This window comes from Serpentinimonas barnesii, assembly GCF_000696225.1.
Classification (GTDB): Bacteria; Pseudomonadota; Gammaproteobacteria; order Burkholderiales; family Burkholderiaceae_C; genus Serpentinimonas; species Serpentinimonas barnesii.
Map to the genome: position 1 here is coordinate 74,025 of NZ_BAWN01000028.1, position 22,223 is coordinate 96,247.

General features: G+C 66.4%; 12 protein-coding genes. 3 read left to right on the forward strand and 9 right to left on the reverse strand.

The window, feature by feature from the left end:
• Positions 1 to 136 precede the first annotated feature (136 nt).
• Positions 137 to 2,344, forward strand: coding sequence for a hypothetical protein (locus SRAH_RS08830; RefSeq protein WP_197537870.1), 2,208 nt, complete (start codon positions 137 to 139; stop codon positions 2,342 to 2,344).
• 16 nt (positions 2,345 to 2,360) lie between these two features.
• On the opposite strand, the gene SRAH_RS08835 is transcribed toward SRAH_RS08830, so the two are convergent.
• The 3 genes from SRAH_RS08835 to SRAH_RS08845 all read right to left on the reverse strand — a co-directional run bounded on the left by SRAH_RS08835 (position 2,361) and on the right by SRAH_RS08845 (position 5,514).
• Positions 2,361 to 3,476 carry an acyl-CoA dehydrogenase family protein gene (locus tag SRAH_RS08835; RefSeq protein WP_029462986.1) on the reverse strand — a complete coding sequence of 372 codons (1,116 nt, stop codon included), beginning with the start codon at positions 3,474 to 3,476 and terminating at the stop codon, positions 2,361 to 2,363.
• Between the two features lie 19 nt (positions 3,477 to 3,495).
• Positions 3,496 to 4,677 (reverse strand): acyl-CoA dehydrogenase family protein, encoded by a 1,182-nt coding sequence (locus tag SRAH_RS08840; protein WP_029462987.1) that lies wholly within the window; start codon positions 4,675 to 4,677, stop codon positions 3,496 to 3,498.
• Between the two features lie 111 nt (positions 4,678 to 4,788).
• Positions 4,789 to 5,514 (reverse strand): YceH family protein, encoded by a 726-nt coding sequence (locus tag SRAH_RS08845; protein ID WP_082210144.1) that lies wholly within the window; start codon positions 5,512 to 5,514, stop codon positions 4,789 to 4,791.
• A 15-nt stretch (positions 5,515 to 5,529) separates the two neighbouring features.
• Between SRAH_RS08845 and purN the strand changes: the two genes are divergently transcribed.
• Positions 5,530 to 6,132 carry a phosphoribosylglycinamide formyltransferase gene (gene purN / locus SRAH_RS08850; RefSeq protein ID WP_029462989.1) on the forward strand — a complete coding sequence of 201 codons (603 nt, stop codon included), beginning with the start codon at positions 5,530 to 5,532 and terminating at the stop codon, positions 6,130 to 6,132.
• 9 nt (positions 6,133 to 6,141) lie between these two features.
• On the opposite strand, the gene SRAH_RS08855 is transcribed toward purN, so the two are convergent.
• Positions 6,142 to 7,761, reverse strand: coding sequence for a peptide chain release factor 3 (locus SRAH_RS08855; protein ID WP_029462990.1), 1,620 nt, complete (start codon positions 7,759 to 7,761; stop codon positions 6,142 to 6,144).
• 89 nt (positions 7,762 to 7,850) lie between these two features.
• Between SRAH_RS08855 and SRAH_RS08860 the strand changes: the two genes are divergently transcribed.
• Positions 7,851 to 8,750 (forward strand): 5'-nucleotidase, encoded by a 900-nt coding sequence (locus SRAH_RS08860; protein WP_029462991.1) that lies wholly within the window; start codon positions 7,851 to 7,853, stop codon positions 8,748 to 8,750.
• Here SRAH_RS08860 and SRAH_RS08865 read toward each other — a convergent pair.
• The 5 genes from SRAH_RS08865 to SRAH_RS08885 form a co-directional block, all read right to left on the reverse strand.
• Entirely contained in the window at positions 8,747 to 10,408 is a 1,662-nt protein-coding gene (locus tag SRAH_RS08865) for a ShlB/FhaC/HecB family hemolysin secretion/activation protein (RefSeq protein ID WP_052369150.1), read from the reverse strand. The two genes, SRAH_RS08860 and SRAH_RS08865, sit on opposite strands and share 4 nt — an antisense overlap.
• Before the next feature lie 78 nt (positions 10,409 to 10,486).
• Positions 10,487 to 18,925, reverse strand: a complete 8,439-nt coding sequence (locus SRAH_RS08870) for a YDG domain-containing protein (RefSeq protein ID WP_029462993.1) — start codon at positions 18,923 to 18,925, stop codon at positions 10,487 to 10,489.
• A gap of 134 nt (positions 18,926 to 19,059) precedes the next feature.
• Positions 19,060 to 19,758, reverse strand: coding sequence for a response regulator transcription factor (locus tag SRAH_RS08875; protein WP_029462994.1), 699 nt, complete (start codon positions 19,756 to 19,758; stop codon positions 19,060 to 19,062).
• Positions 19,755 to 21,665 carry a sensor histidine kinase gene (locus SRAH_RS08880; protein ID WP_029462995.1) on the reverse strand — a complete coding sequence of 637 codons (1,911 nt, stop codon included), beginning with the start codon at positions 21,663 to 21,665 and terminating at the stop codon, positions 19,755 to 19,757. The genes SRAH_RS08875 and SRAH_RS08880 overlap by 4 nt, the downstream gene beginning before the upstream one ends.
• 39 nt (positions 21,666 to 21,704) lie before the next feature.
• The coding region (locus SRAH_RS08885; protein WP_029462996.1) for an exodeoxyribonuclease III at positions 21,705 to 22,223 on the reverse strand (519 nt) is incomplete at its 5' end.

Genomic DNA, 22,223 nt, shown 5'->3' on the forward strand with positions numbered 1-22,223 from the left:
CCGGTGTTGGGCCCGGCTCTGGACCGGTGTCCAGCCGCCCACGCAGCGATAACCGAGCCCGGAGAACTGCTAATATGTGCAACCGCCGCCAGCCCTTTGGCCGCTGGCGGCGGTTTTTTAATGGCGAGGATCAAGCATGAGCCCATCCACCCTGAGCGAACCCCTGGAGATGAGCGGCCCGCACCGCTGGCGTTTTTTTCGCAGCGGCGGCTTTGACCAGGTGCGCATCGAAAGCGCGCAAGATTTGCGCTGCCTCGACCAACTCGACCAAAAGCTCTGGGCCGTGCTGGCCTGCCCGACCAGTGGGCTGGAATTCGACAGCCTCACCCTGCAACGCATCGACACCGACGGCGACGGCAGCATCCGCGTGCCCGAAATCCGCGCCGCGGTGCGCTGGGTGTGCGAGGTGCTGCACAACCCGCAACTGCTGTTCCAGCCCGGCACCGAGCTGCCGCTGGATGCGCTGCGTGCCGACGCCGCCGCTGGTGCGCCCCTGTTTGCCGCCGCGCACCAGGTGCTGCAGCGCCTGGGCAAGCCCAGCGCCGCACACATCGGCTTGGACGACCTGAGCGATCCCGCACGCCTGTTCCCACCCACGCTGCCCAATGGCGACGGGGTGGTGCCGGCCGAGCTGGCCCCGGATGCCGCTTGTGCCGAACTGATCGGGCACGTCATTTCCACCCAAGGCGCGCAGACCGACCGAAGCGGCCAAGCGGGGGCCACGCAAGCCGGCCTAGAGGCCTTGCTGCAGCAGGCGCAACAGGCGCTCGACTGGCACTTGCAGGTGCCGCTTGAGCCCCACTTGACGCCCCACCCAGCGCCCCAGGCCGATGCCGCTGCGCTTTCCGGCCTGCAAGAGGCCTGTGCCCTGCAAGCCTTCGACGCCGTGCAGGCCAAGGTGGATGATTTTTTTACCCGCTGCCGACTGGCGCAGTTCGACCCCCAGGCCGAAGCGGCGCTTAACCCGGCCGAGGCGCGCTACACCGAGCTGGCTGCGCTCACGCTGCATGAAGGCAGCGAGGCGCTGGCCGCCTTGCCGCTGGCCCGGGTGCGCCCGGGGGCCGAATTGCCGCTGAGCAAGGGGCTCAACCCCGCTTGGCAGGCGCGCATTGCCACGCTGCAACAGGATGCGGTGCAGCCGCTGCTGGGCCCATGCACGGCGCTCACAGCAGCCCAGTGGGAGATCCTGCGTGCGCGGCTGGCCGCCCGCCGCGCCTGGCTGGCGCAACGCCCCGCCACCGCGCTGGCCGACTGGAGCCTTGCGGCGCTGCGCGGCTTGCTGGATGGCCCCACGCCAGCCCGGCTGGCCGCCCTGATCGAACTCGACTGCCAGGCCGACGCCAACGCCGCCGGCATCGAGGCGCTGGAGCTGTTGCTGCGGCTGCGGCGCGACCTCGTGCCCTTGCTGCGCAACTTCGTCAACCTGAGCGATTTTTACGGCCAGCAGCAGCCCGCCATCTTTCAGGCCGGCACGCTCTACATCGACCAGCGCAGCTGCACCCTGTGCCTGCGCGTGGCCGACCTGGAGCGCCACAGCGCGCTGGCTCCGCTGTCGGGTGCCTATTTGCTTTACTGCGAATGCGAGCGCCCCGACGAGGCCCCGATCACCATCGTCGCGGCCCTGACCGGCGGCGACGCCGACGAGATGCTGGTGGCTGGGCGCAACGCCCTGTTCTACGACCGCCAGGGGCGCGACTGGAAGGCGCGCGTGCTGCGCGTCGAGGAAGCCCCGATCAGCGTGCGCCAGGCTTTCTGGATGCCCTACCGGCGCCTAGCCCGCTTCGTGGGCGAGCAGTTCCGGCGCTTTGCGGCGGCGCGCGAGCAGCGGGTTGAGGCGCAGTCGGCCGCCGGGGCCGCCGCTTTGCCCGCTGCCGGTGCTGCCGGTGTCACAGGTGCGCCCGCAGCGGCCCCGGCCGCCACCACGGCTTTCGACATTGCGCGCTTTGCCGGCATTTTTGCCGCCATCGGCTTGGCGCTGGGGGCGCTGGGCACCGCCTTCGCTGCCATTTTGAGCGGTTTTTTGCGCCTGCCGCTGTGGCAGATGCCGCTGGTGTTGATCGGGCTGCTGCTGCTCATTTCTGGCCCCGCGATGCTGCTGGCCTGGTTCAAGCTGCGCCAGCGCAACCTTGGGCCCTTGCTGGATGCCAACGGCTGGGCGGTCAACATCCGGGCCCGCATCAACATCCCCTTTGGGGCCTCGCTCACCGGGGTGGCGCAACTGCCCGCCGGGGCCGAGCGCAGCCTGGTCGACCCCTACGCCGAGCCCGCGCGGCCTTGGGGCTGGTACGCCGTGCTGGGGCTGCTGGGGCTGGTGCTGGCGCTGGCCTTGTTGTTGCTGCGCTGAATCGGGCCAAGCGTCGTCAGGCAAACACCCCGGCGCTCTCGCGCATGCGCGCCGACACCTCGCCCAGGTGGTGCAGCGTGTCGCCCAGGCTGAGTTCGAGCTGCGTGAGTTTTTTGAAGCAGTGGCTGATGAGGTATTCGTCGGTGACGCCGATGCCGCCGTGCAACTGCACCGCCTGCTGGCCCACAAAGCGCATCGACTGCCCCAGTTGCACCTTGGCGCGTGCCAGCGCCTGGCGGCGCTCAGCGGCCGGCGCACCGAGCTTGAGGCTGGCGTAGTAGCTCATGCTGCGCGCCAGTTCGAGCTGCATTTTCATGTCGGCCACACGGTGCCGCAGCGCCTGAAAGCTGGAAATCGGCACCCCAAACTGCTGGCGCGTGTTGAGGTAGTCCAGCGTGTAGGCCAGCGTTTGCTCCATCACCCCCACGCCTTCGGCGCAGGCGGCGGCAATGCCGACATCGGCGGCCCACTCCAGCGCCACCTGGCCATCGGGGCTGAGCAGTTGCGCTGGCGTTTGCGCAAAGCCCACTTCGGCGGCGCGGCTGCCGTCTTGGGTCGGGTAGGCGCGCGTCTGCACCCCGGCGGCGTCGCGCAGCACCAGAAACAGCGCCAGCCCCTGCGGCGTTTGCGCTGGCACCAGAAACGCGTCGGCGCAATCGCCGGCTGGCACCAGGCTCTTGCCACCACTGAGCAGCCAGCCGGCGCCTTGTTCCACCGCCTGCGTCGTCACGGCCCCAAGCCGGTGCCGCAGGCCGCGTTCCACGTGCGCCAGCACCAACAGCGCCTCGCCGCTGGCCAGGCGCGGCAGCCACTGCTGCTGCAGGGCCGCGCTGGCGTGCGCCTGCAACACGGCGGCGGCGATGAAGGCCTGGGCCAGCGGCTCCAGCACCAGGCCGCGACCGAGTTCTTCTTGCACCACCATCGCCTCCACTGCACCCATGCCTAGGCCGCCATGGGCTTCGGACACGGTGAGGCCACACAAGCCGAGTTCGGCCAGCTCGGCCCAGGTGGCGCGATCGAACCCCCCGGCGGCGGCGGCGGTGCGGCGGCGCTCGAAGGGGTAGGCTTTGTGGACCCAGCGCCGCACCGCTTCGCGCAGCTGCAGTTGGTCTTCGGAAAAGTCGAAATCCATGTGCGTGTCTCCGGGGGGTTTAGCCGAGCAGGGTTTGGGCCACGATGTTGCGCTGCACCTCGTTGCTGCCGCCGTAAATCGTGGTTTTGCGCAAGTTGAAATAATTGGCCGCCAGCGGGGCATTGCCCAGCGCGCCGCCGGGGAAATCGCCCTGCCAGCCGGCTTCCATGGCCTCGAAGATGAAGGGCAAGGCGAAGGGGCCGGCGGCCAGCATCATCAGCTCGGCGTAGCGCTGCTGGATTTCGCTGCCACGGATTTTGAGCAAACCGGCGATGTCGAGCGGGTTTTTGCCCGATTTTTCGGCCGCCAGCACGCGCAGCACCAGCATTTCGAGCGCCACCACATCCACCTCCAGCAGCGCGATCTGGTCGCGGAAGCGGGCATCGTCCCACACCCCTTCGGCTTGGGCGATGCGCTTGAGGCGCTCGAGCTCGCGCTTGGCGCGGTTGACTTCGGCGATGTTGGTGCGCTCGTGGCTGAGCAGGTGCTTGGCGTAGCTCCAGCCCTTGTTTTCCTGGCCGATGAGGTTGTTTAGCGGCACCTGCACGTTGTCGAAAAAGACTTCGTTGACTTCGTATTCGCCATCGAGCAGGCGCACCGGGCGCACCGTGATGCCGGGCGATTTCATGTCGATCAGCAAAAAGCTGATGCCGGTCTGCGGCTTGCCTTCGTTGCTGGTGCGCACCAGGCAAAAAATCCAGTCGGCGTGCTGGCCCAGTGTGGTCCAGGCTTTTTGGCCGTTGACGAGGTAGTGGTCGCCCCGGTGTTCGGCGCGGGTTTTGAGGCTGGCCAGGTCGGAGCCGGAACCGGGCTCGCTGTAGCCTTGGCACCACCAGACTTCGCCGCTGGCGATGCCGGGCAAGAAGCGCTGCTGCTGCTCGGGGCTGCCGTAGGCCATGATGACCGGGGCCACCATCACCGGGCCGAAGGGAATCACGCGCGGGGCCCCGGCCAGGGCGCATTCTTCTTCGAACAAATGCTTTTGCACCGCGTTCCAGCCCGGGCCTCCAAAGGCTTGGGGCCAGCCATAGCCCAGCCAGCCCTTGCGGCCCAGCACCTTGGCCCAGCCTTGCAGATCGTCGCGGCTTAGGCGCAGGGCGTGGTGCACCTTGTGCGCCAGCTCGGGCGGCAGGTGGGCGCGCACCCAGGCGCGGATTTCGGCTCTGAAAGCCTGCTCTTCGGGCGTGAAAGCCAAGTCCATGGGGCCGGTCTCCTGTGCAGCGGGGGGTTGTACCGCTTTGTAGCACGCCCTGCTGGCCCGTGCTGTCCGGGCGGTGACAGGGCGGGGCGGCCCCCCCCGAGAACAACCCGATCAGGCCCCGGCTTGCTCCAGCCGCTGCTCCAACTGCTGCACCTGCTGCTCCAGCGCCTGCACGCGCTCGGCCAGGGCAGCCATCTGGGCCGCCAGTTCGGCCGCCGACCCCGCGCCCAGTGCCGCGCCCGGCGCCCCTGCGGCAACGGGTTCCAGCGCCGGAGTGCCGCACAGCAGATGGGCCCAGCGCGACTCGCGCGCCCCCGGCTGGCGCGCCAGCAAGGTCACCAGCGGCCCGCCCTTGTGCGCCGCGCGCTGTTGCAGCTCCTCCAAAAAGGCCTCCACCGAAGCGATGTCCAAGAAGCGGTACCAGCGCTCGGCGTTCAGGCGCAGCTCGCCTGCGGTTTGCGGCCCGCGCAGCATTAGCAGCCCCAGCAACACGGCGGCCTGCTCGGGCACGCCCACGGCGCGCTGAAAGTTGTGCTCAAAACGCGGCACGCGCCCGCCGCTGCTCTCAAACACCAGGGTGCGCTGGCGCAGGCCGTCGAGCGCCTCGGCGACTTCGGCCTCGCTCAGGTTCAGCACCGGCTCGCGCGCCGACTTCTGGTTGCAGCCCAGCAGCAAGCTGTTGAGGGTGAGCGGGTAGCTGTCGGGCACGGTGCGCGCCTTCTCCATGAGTGTGGCGAGTACACGCGCTTGCGCCACGCTCAGGGGTTCGAAGGCGGGATGGGCTGGGGCGCTGGGGGCGTGGGGGGCGTTGCTGGGGTCGGGTTCGGGCAGACTCATTACACTCGCATCCATATGGTTGAAACAAAGAACATTGTCGTGCTGATTTCGGGCACCGGCTCAAACATGCAAGCCTTGGTGCGGGCGGCGCAGCAGCAGCACTGGCAGCAGCGCTTTGGGGCGCGCATTGCCGGGGTGCTGAGCAACAAGGCGCAGGCGGGCGGGCTGGCTTGGGCGCAGGCGCAGGGGCTGCCCACCGCGCTGGTCGAGCACAGCGCCTACCCCGACCGGGCCGCTTTCGAGGCCGAGCTGATGCAGGCCATCGACCGCTTCGATGCCCACGGCCGCCCGGCGCTGGTGCTGCTGGCGGGCTTTATGCGCATTCTGGGGCCGGATTTCGTGCAGCACTACGCCGGGCGCCTGCTCAACATCCACCCCTCGCTGCTGCCGGCCTTTCCGGGCCTGCACACGCACCGGCGCGCGCTCGAAATGGGTTGCCGCTTCGTCGGGGCCACGGTGCACCACGTAACGGCCGAAGTCGATTGCGGCCAGATTCTGGAGCAGGCGGTGCTGCCGGTGCTGCCCGGCGACACGCCCGAGTCGCTGGCCGCGCGCCTGCTCACGCAAGAGCACCTGATCTACCCACGGGCGGTCGAGCGCTGGCTGGCGGCGCACTGAGGCCGCCCCTCAAACCGCCTTGTGAAACACCAGCCCGGCGTGCTCGCGCATGGCGTGGAACTGGATTTTGGGCCAGTTGGCCTCCACCGCGCGCAGCGTGGCCTGGTGATCGACCAGCAGCGTGGGCGCATCCACCGCATCCCAGGCCATGCGGTGCAAATTGGCCTGCATGAAGCGCTTGAGCTCGGTCTCGCCACCGTTTTCGGGCGTACACGTGACCCAGCGCGCCACCTGGTAGGGGCTGGGGCTGATGCGCGCCTTCACGCCGTACTCGCTCTCCAGCCGGTGCTGCACCACCTCGAACTGCAACTGCCCCACGGCACCAAGCATCAGCACCGTGCCCGCCATCGGCCGAAAGACTTGGATTGCGCCTTCTTCGCCGAGCTGCGTCAGCCCGGCCTTGAGCTGCTTGCCGCGCAGCGGGTCTGCCACCTCGACGCTGCGGATGATCTCGGGCGCAAAAAACGGCAGCCCGGTGAATTGCAGCGCCTCGCCCTCGGTCAGGGTGTCGCCAAGCTGCAACACGCCGTGGTTGGGGATGCCGATGATGTCGCCCGCATAGGCCTCGTCGAGCAGCTCGCGCCGCTGCGACAAAAAGCTCACCACCGTGTTCGGGCGCAGCTCCTTGCCCGAGCGCACCACCTTGAGCTTCATGCCGCGCTCGAAATGCCCGCTGGCGCAGCGCACGAAGGCGATGCGGTCGCGGTGCGCCGGGTCCATATTGGCCTGGATTTTGAACACCACGCCGCTGAACTTGGGCTCGGTCGGCTGCACCGTGCGCTGCATGGCCGGTTTGGGGCCGGGCGGCGGCGCCAGATCGACCAGCGCGTCGAGCACCTCGCGCACGCCAAAGTTGTTGATCGCCGAGCCAAACAGCATCGGCGTTTGCTGCCCGGCCAGAAAAGCCGCTTCATCGAAGGCCGGTGAAGCGCCCGCGACCAGCTCCAGCTCCTCGCGCGCCTGCTGCCACTCGTGGCCAAAGCGGCGCGCCGATTCCGGGTGCTCCAGCCCGGCCAGCACCTCCTCGTCGGCCCCGCGCTTGTCGGCCCCGGCGGCAAACACGCGCATCTGCTCGCTGCGCCGGTCATAGACGCCGTGAAACAGCTTGCCCATCCCGACTGGCCAGGTAAAGGGCACCACCGTCATGCCCAGCTCGCGCTCGATCTCGTCCATCAGGTCCAGCGGCGCCTGCACCTCGCGGTCCATCTTGTTGACGAAGGTGAGGATGGGCGTGTTGCGCGCGCGGCAGACTTGCAGCAGGCGGCGCGTTTGCGGCTCGACCCCATTGGCGGCGTCGATCACCATCAGCGCCGCATCGACGGCGGTGAGCACGCGGTAGGTGTCTTCAGAGAAGTCCTGGTGCCCGGGGGTGTCGAGCAAGTTGATGACGCAGTCGCGGTACTCCATCTGCATCACGCTGGAGGCGACCGAGATGCCGCGCTGCTTTTCGATCTCCATCCAGTCGGAGGTGGCGTGGCGCGCGGCCTTGCGCGCCTTGACCGAGCCCGCGATGTTGATGGCCCCGGAAAACAGCAGCAGCTTTTCGGTCAGGGTGGTTTTGCCGGCGTCGGGGTGCGAGATGATGGCAAAGGTGCGGCGGCGGCGCACTTCGGAGGCTAGATCGGGCATAACCTAGGATTATCGGCGATAGGCGGGCCAGGCCAAGGCCAAGGCGGGGGAGGGCGGCGCGCCGGGGGGCGTGCGACAATGAACCCACCATGCCCACCACCCTCGACGGCCAGCTCGTGGTCGCCATTTCCTCGCGCGCGCTGTTCGATTTCGAGGCCGAAAACCAGGTTTTCGAACAAGGCGACGACCGCGCCTACATGCAGTTGCAGCTCGAGCGCTTGCAGCAGCCGGCCCGCCCCGGCGTGGCGTTTTCGCTGGTGCAAAAGCTGATGCGCTTCAACTGCGCCGAGCCGCCCCGGGTCGAGGTGGTGATTTTGTCGCGCAACGACCCGGTCTCGGGCATGCGCGTGTTTCGCTCGGCGCAGCACTACGGCCTGCCGATCCAGCGCGGCGTGTTCACGCGCGGCGAGCCGCCGTGGCGCTACCTGCGGCCGCTGCGCGCCAATTTGTTTTTGTCCACGCACCTGAGCGATGTGCGCGCGGCGCTGGAGGCCGGGGTGCCGGCGGCGCAGGTCTATCCGCAGTCGGTGCACGCCAGCGACGCGCACCCCCACCAGGTGCGCATCGCCTTCGACGGCGACGCGGTGCTGTTTTCCGACGAGGCCGAGCGCGTCTATCAGGCCCAGGGCTTGAGCGCCTTCCAGCAGCACGAAGCCAGCAAGGCCGGCCTGCCGCTGCCGGGCGGGCCGTTCAAGCCGCTGCTGGAGGCGCTGCACCGCTTGCAAAGCGCGGGCACGGCGCAGATGCGCATCCGCACCGCGCTGGTGACGGCGCGCAGCGCCCCGGCGCACGAGCGCGCCATCCGCACCCTGATGAACTGGAACATCGAGGTCGATGAGGCGCTGTTCCTAGGTGGCCTGCCCAAGGGCGAGTTTTTGCGCGAGTTCGAGCCCGATTTCTTTTTCGACGACCAGACCGGCCACATCGAACACGCCGCCCGCCATGTGCCCTCGGGGCATGTGGCGAGCGGGATTTCGAATGCGATTTAAAAGCGGTACGCGGCCGTGACCCACATGCGCGGATTGCGCTGGCGCGAGTCAGATTGCGCCTCACCGCCGTGGGTGCGCCAAGCCAAGCTGGCGTCCAGGTTCCAAGGGCCTTGCTGATAGCGCACCCCCACCCCGGCACCCTCAATGGCGCGCTGGTTGGGGCTGGGTGCCACCGCTAGGGTTTCGGGCTGGGCATTGATGCGCACCCTGCCTGCATCGTAAAACGCATAGGGGCTGAAGGCACCCAGGCTGTAGCGCAGTTCAAACTGGGCCAGCCAGCCTTCGTCGCCGTTGGCTTCGCCTTGTGGGTAGGCGCGCACCCCGCTGGCACCGCCTACGCCAAAGCCTTCGGAGGAATCGAGGTTTTTGCTGGCCCACTGCCTAGAGAGGCGGCCAAACAGCGTCAAGCCCGGCACGGGCGTGGCTTGCACCCGGGCGATGTCCAAGTTCCATTTGTTGAAATTGCCTGCGGTGTGTTGGCCGCTGGCGCGATCTTGGGTGGCGAGGGCTGCGCCTAAGCGCAAGCGCCCAACTGTTACGCCTACGCTGCCGTAGGTGATGGCCCCGCCGCCGATTGGGTCGCGGTGGTCGAAGTTGAGCGTCAGGGGCAGGCTGTCGCTGGATTTGTGGTCGTCTAGGCCAGCTTGCTGCTGGCGGTCATTGAGGCGCTTGTGCTGCCACGTTAAGCCCGCGTTGAGGTTGGTGCGCTGCGAACGAAGCAGGGGGTAGCTCACGCCCACAGAGCTGGTTTTGGCGGTGCCGCTGGCATGCAGGCGCGCAAACTCTTGGCCCAACTCGTAGTAAGTGTGCGAGTACCCGATGTTGCCGCGCAAGCCGCTATAGCCCAAGGGCAGGCTGTAGCTCAGGCTGCCCAGCCACATGCCTTCTTCGGAATACAAGAAGCGGGCGCTGAACTGATCGCCAAAGGCAAAGGGGCTGTCCCACTGCAGGTTCAAGCGCAGGCGCTGGGCACCAGTAAAGCGGTTGCCGTGGTTGTCAAAGCCCACTTCACCACCCAGCCCAGGTGTGCGCAACACGCGCACATCGAGGTCGCCCGTGCCCACTTCCTGCCCAGGGCGGATGATGGGCGAGATTTGAATACCAGGCTGGTCGTCGAGCACCAGCGTAGTGCGCTCCAATTGGGCGCTCTCGATCACCGTGCCCCCGACGAGCCGCCCCAACCAAGGCTGGGCCGCGTCTGCAAGGCCCGATTCATCCGACAGCGCCCGCACCTGCGCGTAGCGGCCCTCCACCACTTGGATGAGCAACTGGCCATCGGTCAAGGGCTGGGGCGGCAAAAGGGCCCGGGCAAAGGGGTAGCCGCTGGCCCGGTAATGCGCGCTGATGCGCTCGGCCAGCGCGCGCAAGCCGGCCAGGTCGTAAGACTGGCCCAGCGCATCGCCCAGCACGGCGCGCAACTGGGCTTCATCGAACACCGTGTTGCCCACAAAGCGCAGCCCTTGCAGCCGCAGCTGCGCGCCGCCGGGCAGCGTGAGGCCCACAGCGGGGGCTTGCACCTCCACCGTGGCACCGGGGCGCGGCGGCTGCAGTTGGGGTGCGAGCTCTTGGCGCTGGATTTGGCCAGCGTCTGGAAGGGTGGGCTGGGCCAAGGCGGGCCAGGCCAGCGCGATGCCGAGCCAGAGGGGAAGTTGTCGCATTGCAGGTGATTTCATTGGGCGGAATTGAAGGCGTAAAAATTCAGAAAGATCGATTTTGCAGGATGTGGCCGACGGGCGTCAATTGACCTGCCTCCTGCGCTCTTGGGTTTCACCCTCGGTGCCTGCACCGGTCGCTCGGGCTGTCGCGAAGCCAGGCAAGCGCACACCGCCATCCACCACAAACACGCTCATAAAGCCCAGGGTGTTGTGCTGCGCAGTGTCAAACATGCCCGCTATTTGCGTGGATTCCTCTGCGGCCGGTTCGTTGTTAGCAACTGGCGCGTCGGCACTGGGCACGGCGTCACCAGTGTCCTGCCCCACTGCCTGCAGGGATGAGACCTCGACAAACATCAAACCGCCTTGGACAAATGAATCGGCTGTAGGCGCCTCAGGCGTGGTGCTGACCAGCAGGGCCAAAGTTTGCGCATCCATTCCAAGTGCCGGGCTGTCAGACTGGTTTTGCAGATTGTCCAGCACACCGCCACCCAAGGCAGCGGTCAGGGAGGTATCCAACTCAGTGAGCACCAAGCGGGTGATCTCGTTGTTGTTGCTGGCAGCAAAGCTCAAAGCAAAGTTGTTGCCATTGTTGCCGTCATCAACGATGGCATTGCCAAAGCTCACAGTTTTGCCGGTGCCCACCTGCATATTGTCAAACTGCGCTTGGATGCCGGTGACGCGGTTGCCTGCAATGCCCAACTGCGCGCTCAGAGCGGCCAAGTCGGCCTCGCTGGCTCGGTAGGTGTTGGTGCCATCGAACACCCGCGACAGGCCGCCTAGGCCTAGGGTGACGGGGCGCGGGGAGATTGTTGCACCTGTGCCGTTGAGCGCAGTGGGCACACTGGGCAGCATGTAGTTGCCTGCATCAACGCCGAACAAGCCCGTTAGGCTGAGGGTGTAGGCGACGTTGGTGCCGGCGTGGATCGAGTCGAAATTCCCATCCCAGAGCACGCCTACGTCGTCTGGAGCAATCGCGCCTTGCAAAGTGAAGTCTAGGTTGGTGAGGGTATTGGTGCCGTCATAGACCTTGTTGATGCTGCCCGGCGTCACGGTAGCTGTGAGCGTGCGCGGGGTGATGCTGGCGGTGGTGTGCGTCAGCCCGCCGATGTTGTAGTTGACCGCGTCTGCCCCGCCAAAGCTGAGGGTGACGGGTTTGTTTTCGCCCACGTTCCAATCGGCAAATTGGCCTTGGACGGTGATGGTGTCGTTAGGGATCAGGCCGGTAAAGGTGGCACCGGTGAGGGTGATGCCCCTGCTGCGGTCATATTCGCGGGTGCCACCGGTGATGCCCGTGAGGGTGAGGTCGATGGGCAGGATGCGCGCCGTGAGGCCCGAGGTGTCGGCCACCAAGGTGTAGTTGCCCGCCGCAGCACCGCCCAGCGTTACGCCGCTTAGGTTGATGCCGGTGATGGCTTTTGCCAGCACGTTGCCCGTGCTTGGGTCGCGCAGCACGTTCTTGTCGGCAAAGCTGCCGGTGGGCAGCCCGGTGAAAGTGAGAACGTCGCCGGCGATGCGGTCGTCGCTGAGCACGGTTGCCGTGGCGACTGTTGTGCCATCGTAATTCCGGTCCACGCCGGTAAAGCGCACGTTCAAGGTCCGCGCGGTGATGACGCCGGTGTTGCCAGTGATGGAGGTGGCACCGCCAGTGAACTGGTAGTTGGCGGCAGCCGCGCCGCCCAGCACCAGGTTGCTCAAGGTGTAGCTGATGCCGGTGCCTGCGTTGGCGCTGGCGAAGGCCCCTTGGCCGCTCACGGTCAACGCGTCGCCTTCTAATGCGCCGGTTAAGCCTAGGGTGACGCCGGTCATGGCGGTGGTGCCGTCATAGACCTTGCTCACGCCGGCACCCGCCGCGACGCTGACGGTGCGCCGCGTGACGTCGCCGGTGGCGGTGCGCGCGCCCACGAAGAGGTAGTTGTTGGCGTAGAGCCCGGCTGCGCTGATGCTGAGGGTGGCGAGCTTGCCGGTGCCGGCGTTGGGGTCGAGGAAGGTGGCGTCGAGGGTGATTTGGTTGAAATCGTCGGTGATCAGGCCAGCCAGATCGCCGACTTCGCGCACCACTGTGGCGGCGGTGGTGCGGTCGTACTCCCGCGTTGCCGTGGTAACGCCCGAGACGGTGACGGTGCGGGGCAGGATGCGGGCGTTTACAGGGGTGGTGCTGGCAACGAGGGTGTAGTTTCCTGCATCCGCTCCACCAAGGCTTAGGCTGCCCACGGTGACGGGTTTGGCTTGCACAACGCCGCCGCTAACGCTCACATGCTTGTCGGCGAAGGTGGCGTTGCGGATGATGGTGAGCGCATCGCCAGCCACGCGGTCGTCTGCGGTGTTGACGGTGGCGCTGTTGCTACCGTCATAGACCTTGTCGATGCCGGTGAAGCTGACGTTCAGCGTTCGCGGGGTGATGGTGCCGTCGGTTCCGTTGAGGGTGGGTGCGGTGAAGAAGTAATTGTCTGCGTCTGCGCCGGTGAGGCGCTGCAGCACCACGGTGTATTCTCTATTGTTGGTGCCAGCGTTGCGGTTGGTGAACTGGCCCAGGCCATCCACCGTGACGGCGTCGCTACCGAGCAACCCGGTGGCCCGGCTTGCGTTCAAGTCCAAGCCCAGCATGGCGGTGTTGCCGTCATAGGTCTTGGTTGTGGCGGCGGTGTTGACCACGGGCGTGATGCCACGGCGCGCGACTTCGAGTGCGCCTACTACGTGGATGTTGCTGTTGAAGTTGGTGCCGGAGACAGTGCGGCCGACTGCGCTGTCGTCAAGCTGGTAGGAACCGGCGCGCAGGAAGCCTGCGGTGCTGGTGCTAGTGCTGACGTTGGGTGGCGTTAGGGTGAAGCTGCCGGAGGTGGAATTGCCATCGTTGAAGCTCACGGTTGCGGTTGCGTCGTTGGCCGCGGTGCTGATGCCTACAGTGTTGGCATCAGTCCCATTGCCAGAGCCAAAGGTGCGCACGCGGCTGAAATCAAAAGGCGTGGCGGTAGTCAGATCGGCAGTGAAGGCGCTGTCCAAGGTCAGGGTGTTTGCAGCCGGGCCAACCGTAGCCACGCGCCGATGCTGGCGCACTCCGCTGATTTCCACACTGATCACATCGCCTATGCTCACGCCAGTGAAATTAGCACCCACTTCTCCTGTAACTTGGTTGCCCGAGCTGGTAATGTTTCCAGTGCCCGTTGTAGCAAACAAATACTGCGCCGTCACATTGGTGTAAGTGGGCGCGCTGCCATAGGTGGTGTTTGTAACCCCGCTAGGCCCCACGCGCACCAGCAACTCGCCCGCCGGGACGATGGTGAAGTTGCCGTTCACTCGGGTGATATCGTAGTTGTTTGCCGCGCCACCCGAGACCACGAGCGCATCCGTGTAGGTGTCAGCAGCCTCGTCGGTGCCCGCGCGAGGGCGGCTTACCGTGGGTTGCTGCCCCCCAAACACGCCTGTAGCGGTTTCGCCATTCACAAAGCCGCTAAAGCGCAGGCTGAAAGTGGGGTCGCCAAAGGTGACGAATTTGGCGTCGTTGTTGGCGGCGATGGTCAGCGGGGCCGGGTTGATGGTGCTGGCCGCGTTGCCAACAAAGGTGATGGCGTAGTTGCCGGTCATGTTGGCATTGGTTACACCGCCAAACGATGTGCCTTGAATGCCAATGTTCGAGGGTGTGACGGTGTGTTGGTTGGGCAACACCGCACCGGTTGCTACGTTGCCATCCCGGATTACATTGGCGCTGTTGAAGGTCAGCGTGGCTGCGCGGCCTACCGAGTCGCCTGCCACCAGCCCGGAGACATCAACAGTGCCCCCCCAAGCGGCGGTGGTGCCGTCGTAGGTTTTGGTAATTGCACTGTTTAGCGTGACGGTGAGCGGCCTCGGGGTAATCACGCCATCGGTGATGGTGTCGAAGCGCAGGTTGTAGTTGTTGCCGCCATAGCCATCGTTGACCGTGACGCCAGTCAAGGTGATGGTTTTGCCGGTGCCGGCGTTGAAGTCGCTGAAATTCGCTGTGGCCCCGGTGGTGACCAAGCTGTCGCCAGCAAACACTTGGGTGCCGCCGCCTGCCACGAAGCTGCTGGCGTCCGTAGCCAGCAAAGTGCTGCGGTCATAGACCTTGCTGCGCGCCCCGGGGGTGGTGGGCAGCGTGATGAGCAAATCGGCACGGTGGATGGTGGCGGTGGTGGTAATGGCGGTATTGGCATCAACCGGTGTGTTCGGAGTGCCGCTCAAAACCAAGCGGTAGTTGGCTGCATCGACACCGCCCAAGGAGATGCCGCTGATATTCACGGTTTTGCCAGTGCCCGCGTTGCGGTTGTCAAAGGTGGCCGTCTGGTCGAGCGTGAGCAGGTCGCCGCGCACGGTATTGGCCAGGTTGCCGTTTACGCTCGCGCTGGTGGTGCCGTTGTAAACCCGGTCTTGGGCCACAAAGCTGGGCGTGATGTCGCGCCGGTTTACGGTGAGGGTGCCATTGGTCACGGTCGCGGCATAGCCCAGCGTGGCAGCGGCGTTGCTGGCGGTTAGGTCGTGTGTGCCTGCACGCCAGGCACCGCTGGTGGCTCTATTGGTGGGGGTGCCCACCACGCTCACCGTTGGGGCAGCAATGGTGTCGCCGTGCAGCAGGCCGCCAATAGTGGCCGCGATATTGCCCGGCACGTTGTCGCCGTAGGTGATGGTGGCATTGCCCACAGTGAGCGTGGCGGTGGGCTGCTCGCGAAACACGCCGTGCAGGCCGCTGCCCAGCGCCAGCCAGCCCGCGCCCGCGCTGATGACGGTGCTTTCGTCGGCGTTGTAGCGGAAACGGTTTTGCCCCGTGCCCACCAAAGCCGCCAGCCCGGTGCTGCCTGCAATGCTGCCGCTAAAGAGCGTGGCGCGGCCGCCCGAGCCCGTGGTCACGGTGACGCCGGTGTTTGCGATCATCAAGTTGCCGCCCGTGGTGGTGCGGACTGCCGCAGCCTCGCCCGCATTGAGCCGCACGGCGCTGGCGGAGCTGCTGCTGGTGCTTACATTGGCGGCCAGGGTGAGGTCGCCTTCGCGGGTGGCCACGTTCACGGTGCCGGTGGCGCCGGTGATGCCGGCGATGCCGCCCACCGTGCCTATGGTGAGCGCATTGGCGTCGGTGTAGCCCAAGGTGCCGGCCACGCTGGCTGCCAAGGTGCCTACGTCATTGGCCACGTTGTTGAGTTGGGCGTTGTTGCCGCGCAGCAGCAGGTTGCTGGCGTGGACGCTGCCGCTGGCACTGTGGCCGATGTTGCCGCTGGGGCGGGCGTTGAGCGCAATGGTGTTGCTGCCCGTGGCTTCGAGCCGGGCGTTGACGTTGATGTTGTTGCCCCAAACCGTGACGGGGCCGTTTACTGTGGCGGCGCTGGCCAGGGTGATGTGGCTGGTGTTGCCGTCTCGGCCTAGGGTCAAGCCGCCTAGGCGCTGGGTGTCGCTAAAGGTCCAGCCCGCGGTGCTAAAGCCGCCGGCGGTGGTGAAGCTCGCCCCCGATGGTTCGATCACCAGGGTGCCCGGCCCAGCAAAGCCGCTGGTGGCGCGTGTGGGTGCGTTGTGGCGCAGCACCAGGCTGCCGCTGCTGATGGTGGTGGCGCCGGTGTAGGTTCCGTTGGCGGTGAGGATGAGGCTGCCAGCGCCGAGTTTTTCGAGCGAGGTGTTGTCCCCGGCCAAGGCGGTGGCGTAGGTGATGTCGCGCCCGTTGGTGTCGATGCGGATGGCTTGGCTGCCTGTGGTGGCGATGCGGGCGGAATAGTCCACGGCATTTTGGGCGCTGTATTGCAGCACGCCGCCACTGGCACCGCCTTCAAAGCGGATGGCACCCGTGCTGCCGAGCGCGTTGGCGTGGTTGAGCGCCAGCGTGCCGCCGTTGATGGCGGTGCCGCCGGTGTAGCTGTTGTTGCCCGAGAGGGTGAGGGTGCCGGCCCCGGTTTTGCTGAGCGCGCCGCTGCCCGAGATGGCGCCGCTGATGGCGCTGGCGGCCGAGTTGTTGATCACGGCACTGGCACCCAAGCTGACCGGGCCGCTGAAGTTCACCTCGCTGCCGCTCACGGTGCAGGGGTTGCAGTTGCTTCCGGTGAATAGGTTGGCAGCGGCGGACTGGGTGCGCACATCGTCGATGAGCAGGCGCGCGCCCCACACCCTGCCGCCAGTGGCATCCCAAGAGCCAGAGACAAACACGAAGCGGTAATCGCCCGCCGGGTCGCTGCCCGACAAGGTGCGCGAGACCGTGGTCCACGGCGTGCTGGCACCCGCGTTGGCCCCAGTCTGGTTCAAGAGTTGCAGGGTGTTCCCGTTGCTGGTGTTGAGCAGGTAGCCATAGACGTCGAAAGCGTCCTGGCCGCCCTCGGCCTTCCACTGGAAGGAAACCGAGTCGCCCGCCGTGAGGCTCACGGTGCTTTGGCTCACGATGTAGGGTCCGCGGATGATGCAGAAGCCACCGCCGGAGGCGCAATTGCCGTTGGAGCTCATGACTACACCCCAATTGCCTACGATGCGATCGGCGGGGGCGCTGGAGGCCGTGGTGTTGTAGGTGCCACTGGTCGAGACAGTTAGGTTGTGCTGGCTGGGGTGTACCGTATCCATGGGGCTGGTAAAGCCGCCGATAACGGTGCTGCCCAGAATGGCACGCGAGTTGAATACATCCCAGCCGTTGAGGTTGCCGGTCTCGAAGCCTCCGTTGACGAACTGTGCCACCCCTTGGGTGCCAAAGAGCACGCTGTTGCGGTAGTTTTGGGCGCCGGTGGTGGTGACGTTGGCGTTGATGAAGGTCTGGCCGAGGTTGTTCGTGCCCAGGCTGGCCAGCGCGGTGGTGCCGCCTATGGCGTGGTTGATCACGGCGCGGCCGGTGCTGCCCAGCGTGAACTCCAGGTGGTGTGGCCCGTTGACGGTGCCGCGCAGGCTGATGCCGCCGGTGTCGCTGCGCAAGGTGAGGTTATTCCCCAGGGTGAGCGGGGTGTGGTAGATCTGGTTGCCGCTGGTGTGTATGGTCAGCGCGCCCTGGTTGGTCATATTGCCCGCAAATACTTCGAGCGAGGTGCCGGCCCGGCTGAGGTTGAGCACGCCGTCGGCCAAGTTGTTGATGGTTAGATTGCGGGTGGCGCGCAGCACCACATTGCCCGTGAGGGCTTCGAGCGTGGCCTCGGCGATGGTGTAGTTGGCGGTGTCGGTGGTGCTGGCCCAGGCGGCTTGGTTGCCCGTGGTGCCTGTGGCGCCGCTGACGATGGTGAGGTCGGTTGGATCCAGCAGCAGCAGGCCGCCTTGGCCTTGCGGGGCGCTGGTGTCGGCGCTGCCAGAGAAGGCCAGCCGCTCTTTGCCCGAGACTTCGACCATGCCGCCGTCGCCGCCTTGCTGGCCGCCGGTGGCTTGGATGTGGCCGGCAAAGCGCATGGCGTCGTCGGACCAAAACACCACGGTGCCGGCGTTGCCTTGGGCGGTGGCGCTGGAGTCGGTGCGCGCACCGGCATCGACCTGCACTTCGAGCGCGTTGGCTATGTCGGTGTCTTGGCCCAGCCAGCCGCCGCCTACGCGCACTTGGCCGCCCCCGGCGCTGCCTCGGGTGTCGATCTGGGCGCTGCCTTGCACCCAGATTTGGGGCGCGGTGATATCGACCTGGCCCCCTGCGCCGGTGGCGGCTTGGGTGTCGATGCGGCCCGAGACTTCGACCCGGCTGCCAGGGCCGGTGGCGCTGAGCAGCACCTCGCCGCGCTCGCCGGTGGCCAGGGTTTGGGCTTCGATCAGGCCGCTGTGGTTGATGGCGGTGCTGGCCAGCGCCCCGGCGGCCTGCGCCGTGAGATAGACCAGGCCGCCCGCAGCGCGGATGGCGCCGCCGTTGGCGATTAAGGCATCGAGCGCGCCTTGCTCGACTTGCAGCTTGACCGGCCCGCCCAGATCGAGCGTGACGCGGCTGCCCGCGCCCAGCAGCACATTGCCCTGGGTGGCTTCGATGCCGCCGGTGTTTTCGATGCGCGCGGCGATTAAGGCCACGGTGCCGCCTTGGGCGGCGCGGATGTTGCCTTGGTTGATGATGGCGCTGCTGCTGCTGCCCTCGAAGCGGTAGTTGCCGGCCATGAAGTCGGCGTTGGAGAGCTGCAGCGTGGAGGCCACCAAGCCACCCACATCGACCTGTGAGCCGGGCGCGAACAGCACCCCGTTGGGGTTGAGCAAGAACACCTGGCCGGTGGCCGTGAGGCGGCCGTAGATTTGGCTGGCTTGGGTGTCGAGCACGCGGTTGAGCGCCACCCCGGCCGCGGGCTGCTCGAAGTGTACCTGCGCCTGGGCGCCGATGTTGAAGGTTTGCCAGTCGAGGGCGGCGCGCTGGCTGCTTTGCAGCACGTCGAGCCGCGCGCCGTTGCTGCTGATGCTGGCCTGCCCGGCCACCACCTGGCCGCCCGTGGGCAGTTCGGTGGCGGTGGGCGTGGCCGCTGCGGCCCCTGCCCCGAGCAAGAGCGCCAAGCTGAGCGCCAATGTGGTGCCGGGGCGGCCCCCAAAGCCAGCGGCTTCGTGCGCCACGATGTAGGCTTGGCGGGCGACGGACCAAACGATGCGGTGGGTTTTGTTCATGGCAGGCGGGCTCCTCTAGGACTCTAGATAACGATGCCGCGACTGTAGCCACCTAGGCCCGGCAAAGCCTACAAAAGCCTTCATTTGCCCGTGTCGAGCGCACCACCAAGCCGCGCATAGGGGCAGGTGTGGGATCAAACCAACAACAGCCGCAAACCGAGTTTGTAGCCGATGCCGCGCACGGCCTTTAGACTGGTCGGCTCAGTGCCTGCCTGCTGCAGCTTTTTGCGCAGCCGTACCATATGCAGCTCCAAAGCCGCTTTGTTGTACGAGTCGAGCGCCATGCCCAGCAAGTCGGCAATCTGCCAGTTTTCGAGTTGCTGCTGTGGGGCGCGGGCAAAGGCGCAGAGCAACTTGGTTTCACTGGCACTGAGGTCCGCCGCGCCGCCAGCACCCAGCAATCGCATGGCCTGTGGCTGAAGTTGCAACGTGCTGGCGTCTGGATCGTGAAGGCGCAAGCGGCGTGCCAAAGCGGTCAAGGCCGCCATGAGCTCGATCATGGGCACAGGTTTGGCCAAGTAGATGTCGGCCCCACTGGCGTAGCCCCGGCAAACGTCTGGGCTGCTGTTGCGCGCGGTGAGCATGACGATGCCTATGCCCGGCTGCACCGCACGCAGCCGGGCCGCTAGGCTCAGGCCGCTTTCACCGGGCAGGTTGAGATCGAGCACGGCGATGTCGAAGCGCGAGAGGGTTGAACTCTCTGGCAGCGCTTCGGCGCAGTCTAGGCTGCACACGTGGTGGCCTTGTGCGGCCAGGGCCTCGCTGAGGGCGGCGCGCAAGTCGTCGTTGTCTTCTACCAGCAGCAGGTGCAAGGGGGGATCGAGGGCATTCATTGGGGCAGCCAAAGGGTGAAGCGGATGCGTTCGTGGCCAAGCAGGGTGCAGCCGAGCGCGCCGCCGAGCTGCTGCGCAATGGCGTGCGAGAGGTGCAAACCCAAACCCGAACCGACTTTGCCGTGTGCAGCCGGGGCGCGGTAGTATTTTTGGAACACGCGCTCCAAGTCTGGGGCACCCGCGGGGCGGAGTGCGTTGTCGAGCTCGATTTGCCAGCCCGCTCGCCCCTGCGCGTCTGCGGCGGCTTGCACACGCAAATCGATGGCCGACTGGGGGGCGGCGTATTTGAGCGCGTTGTCGAGCAGGTTGCCCAGCACGATGCCGATCAGGTAGGGGTCGCTGGTGAGGGGGTAGGCACTGGGCGCGGCCTGCACCCGCACGCGCTGCGCCTCGTTGGCGTTCACGCTGCTGGCAAGGGCTTGCTGCACGAGGGCCAGCAGATCGCAAGGGCGCATCTCGTCGCCCAAGGCTTGGTGCTCGAACTGGTCGCTCTGGCGGCAGCGCTCAACCAGCAGGTTCATGTCGGCCAGGGCACGATCGATGCGCGCCCGCGCTGGGCCCTGCACCTGCAAGGTGTCGAGGCTGAATTGGACGGTGGCCAGGGGGGTTTTGATCTCGTGCGTGAGCATGGCAACGAACCGCTGCTGCTCTTGCAGGCGCTGGCGGTCGAGCTCGTTGCGCTGCTGCGCCATGGCCCACTGGGTGCGCGCCTGTGCCTGCTGTTGCACGAGGACGCGGGCGCGCAGATACAGCAGCAGCGCCATCAAGAGGGCCGATAAAAAGCCTTGCAGCAAGATGCCGTACATGGCCAGATCGGCGGCAAGCGGCAGCCAGCCCAGCAGGGTGCCCAGGCTCCAGAGCAGCACCAGCGCCGAAGCACCATACACCGCTCGCAAGGCGCTCAGGCTTGGGGCGGCGCTGTGGCGTGCCAAGGTGGCAAGCAAGGGCAGCATGAGGGCCAGAACCAGGCTCCAGATCAAATTGATCTGCAAAGCCAGCCGCGCATGGCCCAAGGCGTAAAGCAGCAGCCCGATGCAAGACGCCAGCACCAGCCCTTTCATGCCATGCATAAGCCAAGCCGGGGGCTGGAACTGTGCTGCCAACTGGTGGTGAAACCAGTAGGTGGTGGGCGCTATGAGCAGCACCAAGAGGCTGGTGGGAATGTCGGCACTGTGCTGCGGCAGCAGCGCGGCCCAATACCCCATGATGGCAAAGGCATAGGCCACAAACACCGCCTGTGCCAAGGCAAACCAGCCCAAGAGCGCGTCGCGTTGGGCAGCAAAAGCAAAGCAGGCGCTGAACAAAATCCAGAGCATGATAGCCAGATAAGTCCACTTGAGCATGCCCAGTCGAATGTCTGCCAGCCGCGCCGCCTGCCAAGGCAGCACCTCGACCTTGAGCAGGTGCGTGCTGGTGCTTTGCAGGCGCAGGTAGTAAACCGTTTCGGTAGCAGGGAAAAGCTCAAAGCCGAGCACCACGCTGGCGTAGGGCCTTAGGCCAAAGGGCACCCGGTCGCCGCTGTGCTGGGCCAGCCAAGCACCGGGCCGGGCGGGGTCTGCGTGGTAGAGGGTGAGCGCATCGAGGTAGCTGGGCCGCAGGCGCAGCACCAGGCGCTCGCCGGCATAGGCGGGCCGCACCACCAAGCGCAGCCAGTGGGCACCGTCGAAGTAGCCCCGGGCGAGCAGGGCCGGCACGGGCTCAAAGGGCCGCGCCTGCACTTGCTCGATGGGCAGATGGCCATGCAGGTCCACATACAGGCTTTGCGCCAGCAGCCGGTTGGGCTGCGGCAAGGGGGAGGTGGGGGTGGGTGCGGTGGCTGGTGCTGGTGCGGCCGGTGGCGCAGGCGCGGCCGCTGGGGCAGATGCCCAAGCCCAGCACAGCAGCAGCAAGCCAAGCAGCCTTAACATGGCTGGGATGATAGGCTCAACTTCGATTCGCCCAAGCCCTCACAGCCCAAAGTCGTAGTCTATGCTCAGCGGGGCGTGGTCGGAAAAGCGCTGCGCCTTGTACACGCTGGCTTGGCGCGCCGTGGCGGCCAGCGCCGGGGTGGCGAGGTGGTAGTCGATGCGCCAGCCCACGTTCTTGGCCCAGGCCTGGCCGCGGTTGCTCCACCAGGTGTAGGCGGCGGCCTCCTCGCGGGGGTGCAGGTGGCGATACACGTCCACCAGGCCGCCTTGGCCTGGCTCGCGGCCCAGCAGGTGCGTCATCCAAGCGCGTTCTTCGGGCAAAAAGCCGCTGTTTTTCAGGTTGCCCTTCCAGTTTTTGAGGTCGATTTCTTGGTGTGCGATGTTTACGTCACCCAACAGGATGAACTCGCGTTCAGCGCGCAGCGCCGCCAGCTGCGGGGCCAGCACATCGAGAAAGCGAAACTTGGCCTGCTGGCGCTCCTCGCTCGATGAGCCACTGGGGAAGTAGCAGCTGATCAGGCTGAGCTTGCGGCCGGGCTGGTCGAAGCGCTTTTCTAT

Excerpts from the sequence above, each read along its gene's own strand:
- SRAH_RS08830 (WP_197537870.1), top strand. The coding sequence starts at position 137 with ATGAGCCCATCCACCCTGAGCGAACCCCTGGAGATGAGCGGCCCGCAC.
- SRAH_RS08835 (WP_029462986.1), bottom strand. The coding sequence starts at position 3,476 with ATGGATTTCGACTTTTCCGAAGACCAACTGCAGCTGCGCGAAGCGGTG.
- SRAH_RS08840 (WP_029462987.1), bottom strand. The coding sequence starts at position 4,677 with ATGGACTTGGCTTTCACGCCCGAAGAGCAGGCTTTCAGAGCCGAAATC.
- SRAH_RS08845 (WP_082210144.1), bottom strand. The coding sequence starts at position 5,514 with ATGAGTCTGCCCGAACCCGACCCCAGCAACGCCCCCCACGCCCCCAGC.
- purN (WP_029462989.1), top strand. The coding sequence starts at position 5,530 with ATGGTTGAAACAAAGAACATTGTCGTGCTGATTTCGGGCACCGGCTCA.
- SRAH_RS08855 (WP_029462990.1), bottom strand. The coding sequence starts at position 7,761 with ATGCCCGATCTAGCCTCCGAAGTGCGCCGCCGCCGCACCTTTGCCATC.
- SRAH_RS08860 (WP_029462991.1), top strand. The coding sequence starts at position 7,851 with ATGCCCACCACCCTCGACGGCCAGCTCGTGGTCGCCATTTCCTCGCGC.
- SRAH_RS08865 (WP_052369150.1), bottom strand. The coding sequence starts at position 10,408 with ATGCGACAACTTCCCCTCTGGCTCGGCATCGCGCTGGCCTGGCCCGCC.
- SRAH_RS08870 (WP_029462993.1), bottom strand. The coding sequence starts at position 18,925 with ATGAACAAAACCCACCGCATCGTTTGGTCCGTCGCCCGCCAAGCCTAC.
- SRAH_RS08875 (WP_029462994.1), bottom strand. The coding sequence starts at position 19,758 with ATGAATGCCCTCGATCCCCCCTTGCACCTGCTGCTGGTAGAAGACAAC.
- SRAH_RS08880 (WP_029462995.1), bottom strand. The coding sequence starts at position 21,665 with ATGTTAAGGCTGCTTGGCTTGCTGCTGCTGTGCTGGGCTTGGGCATCT.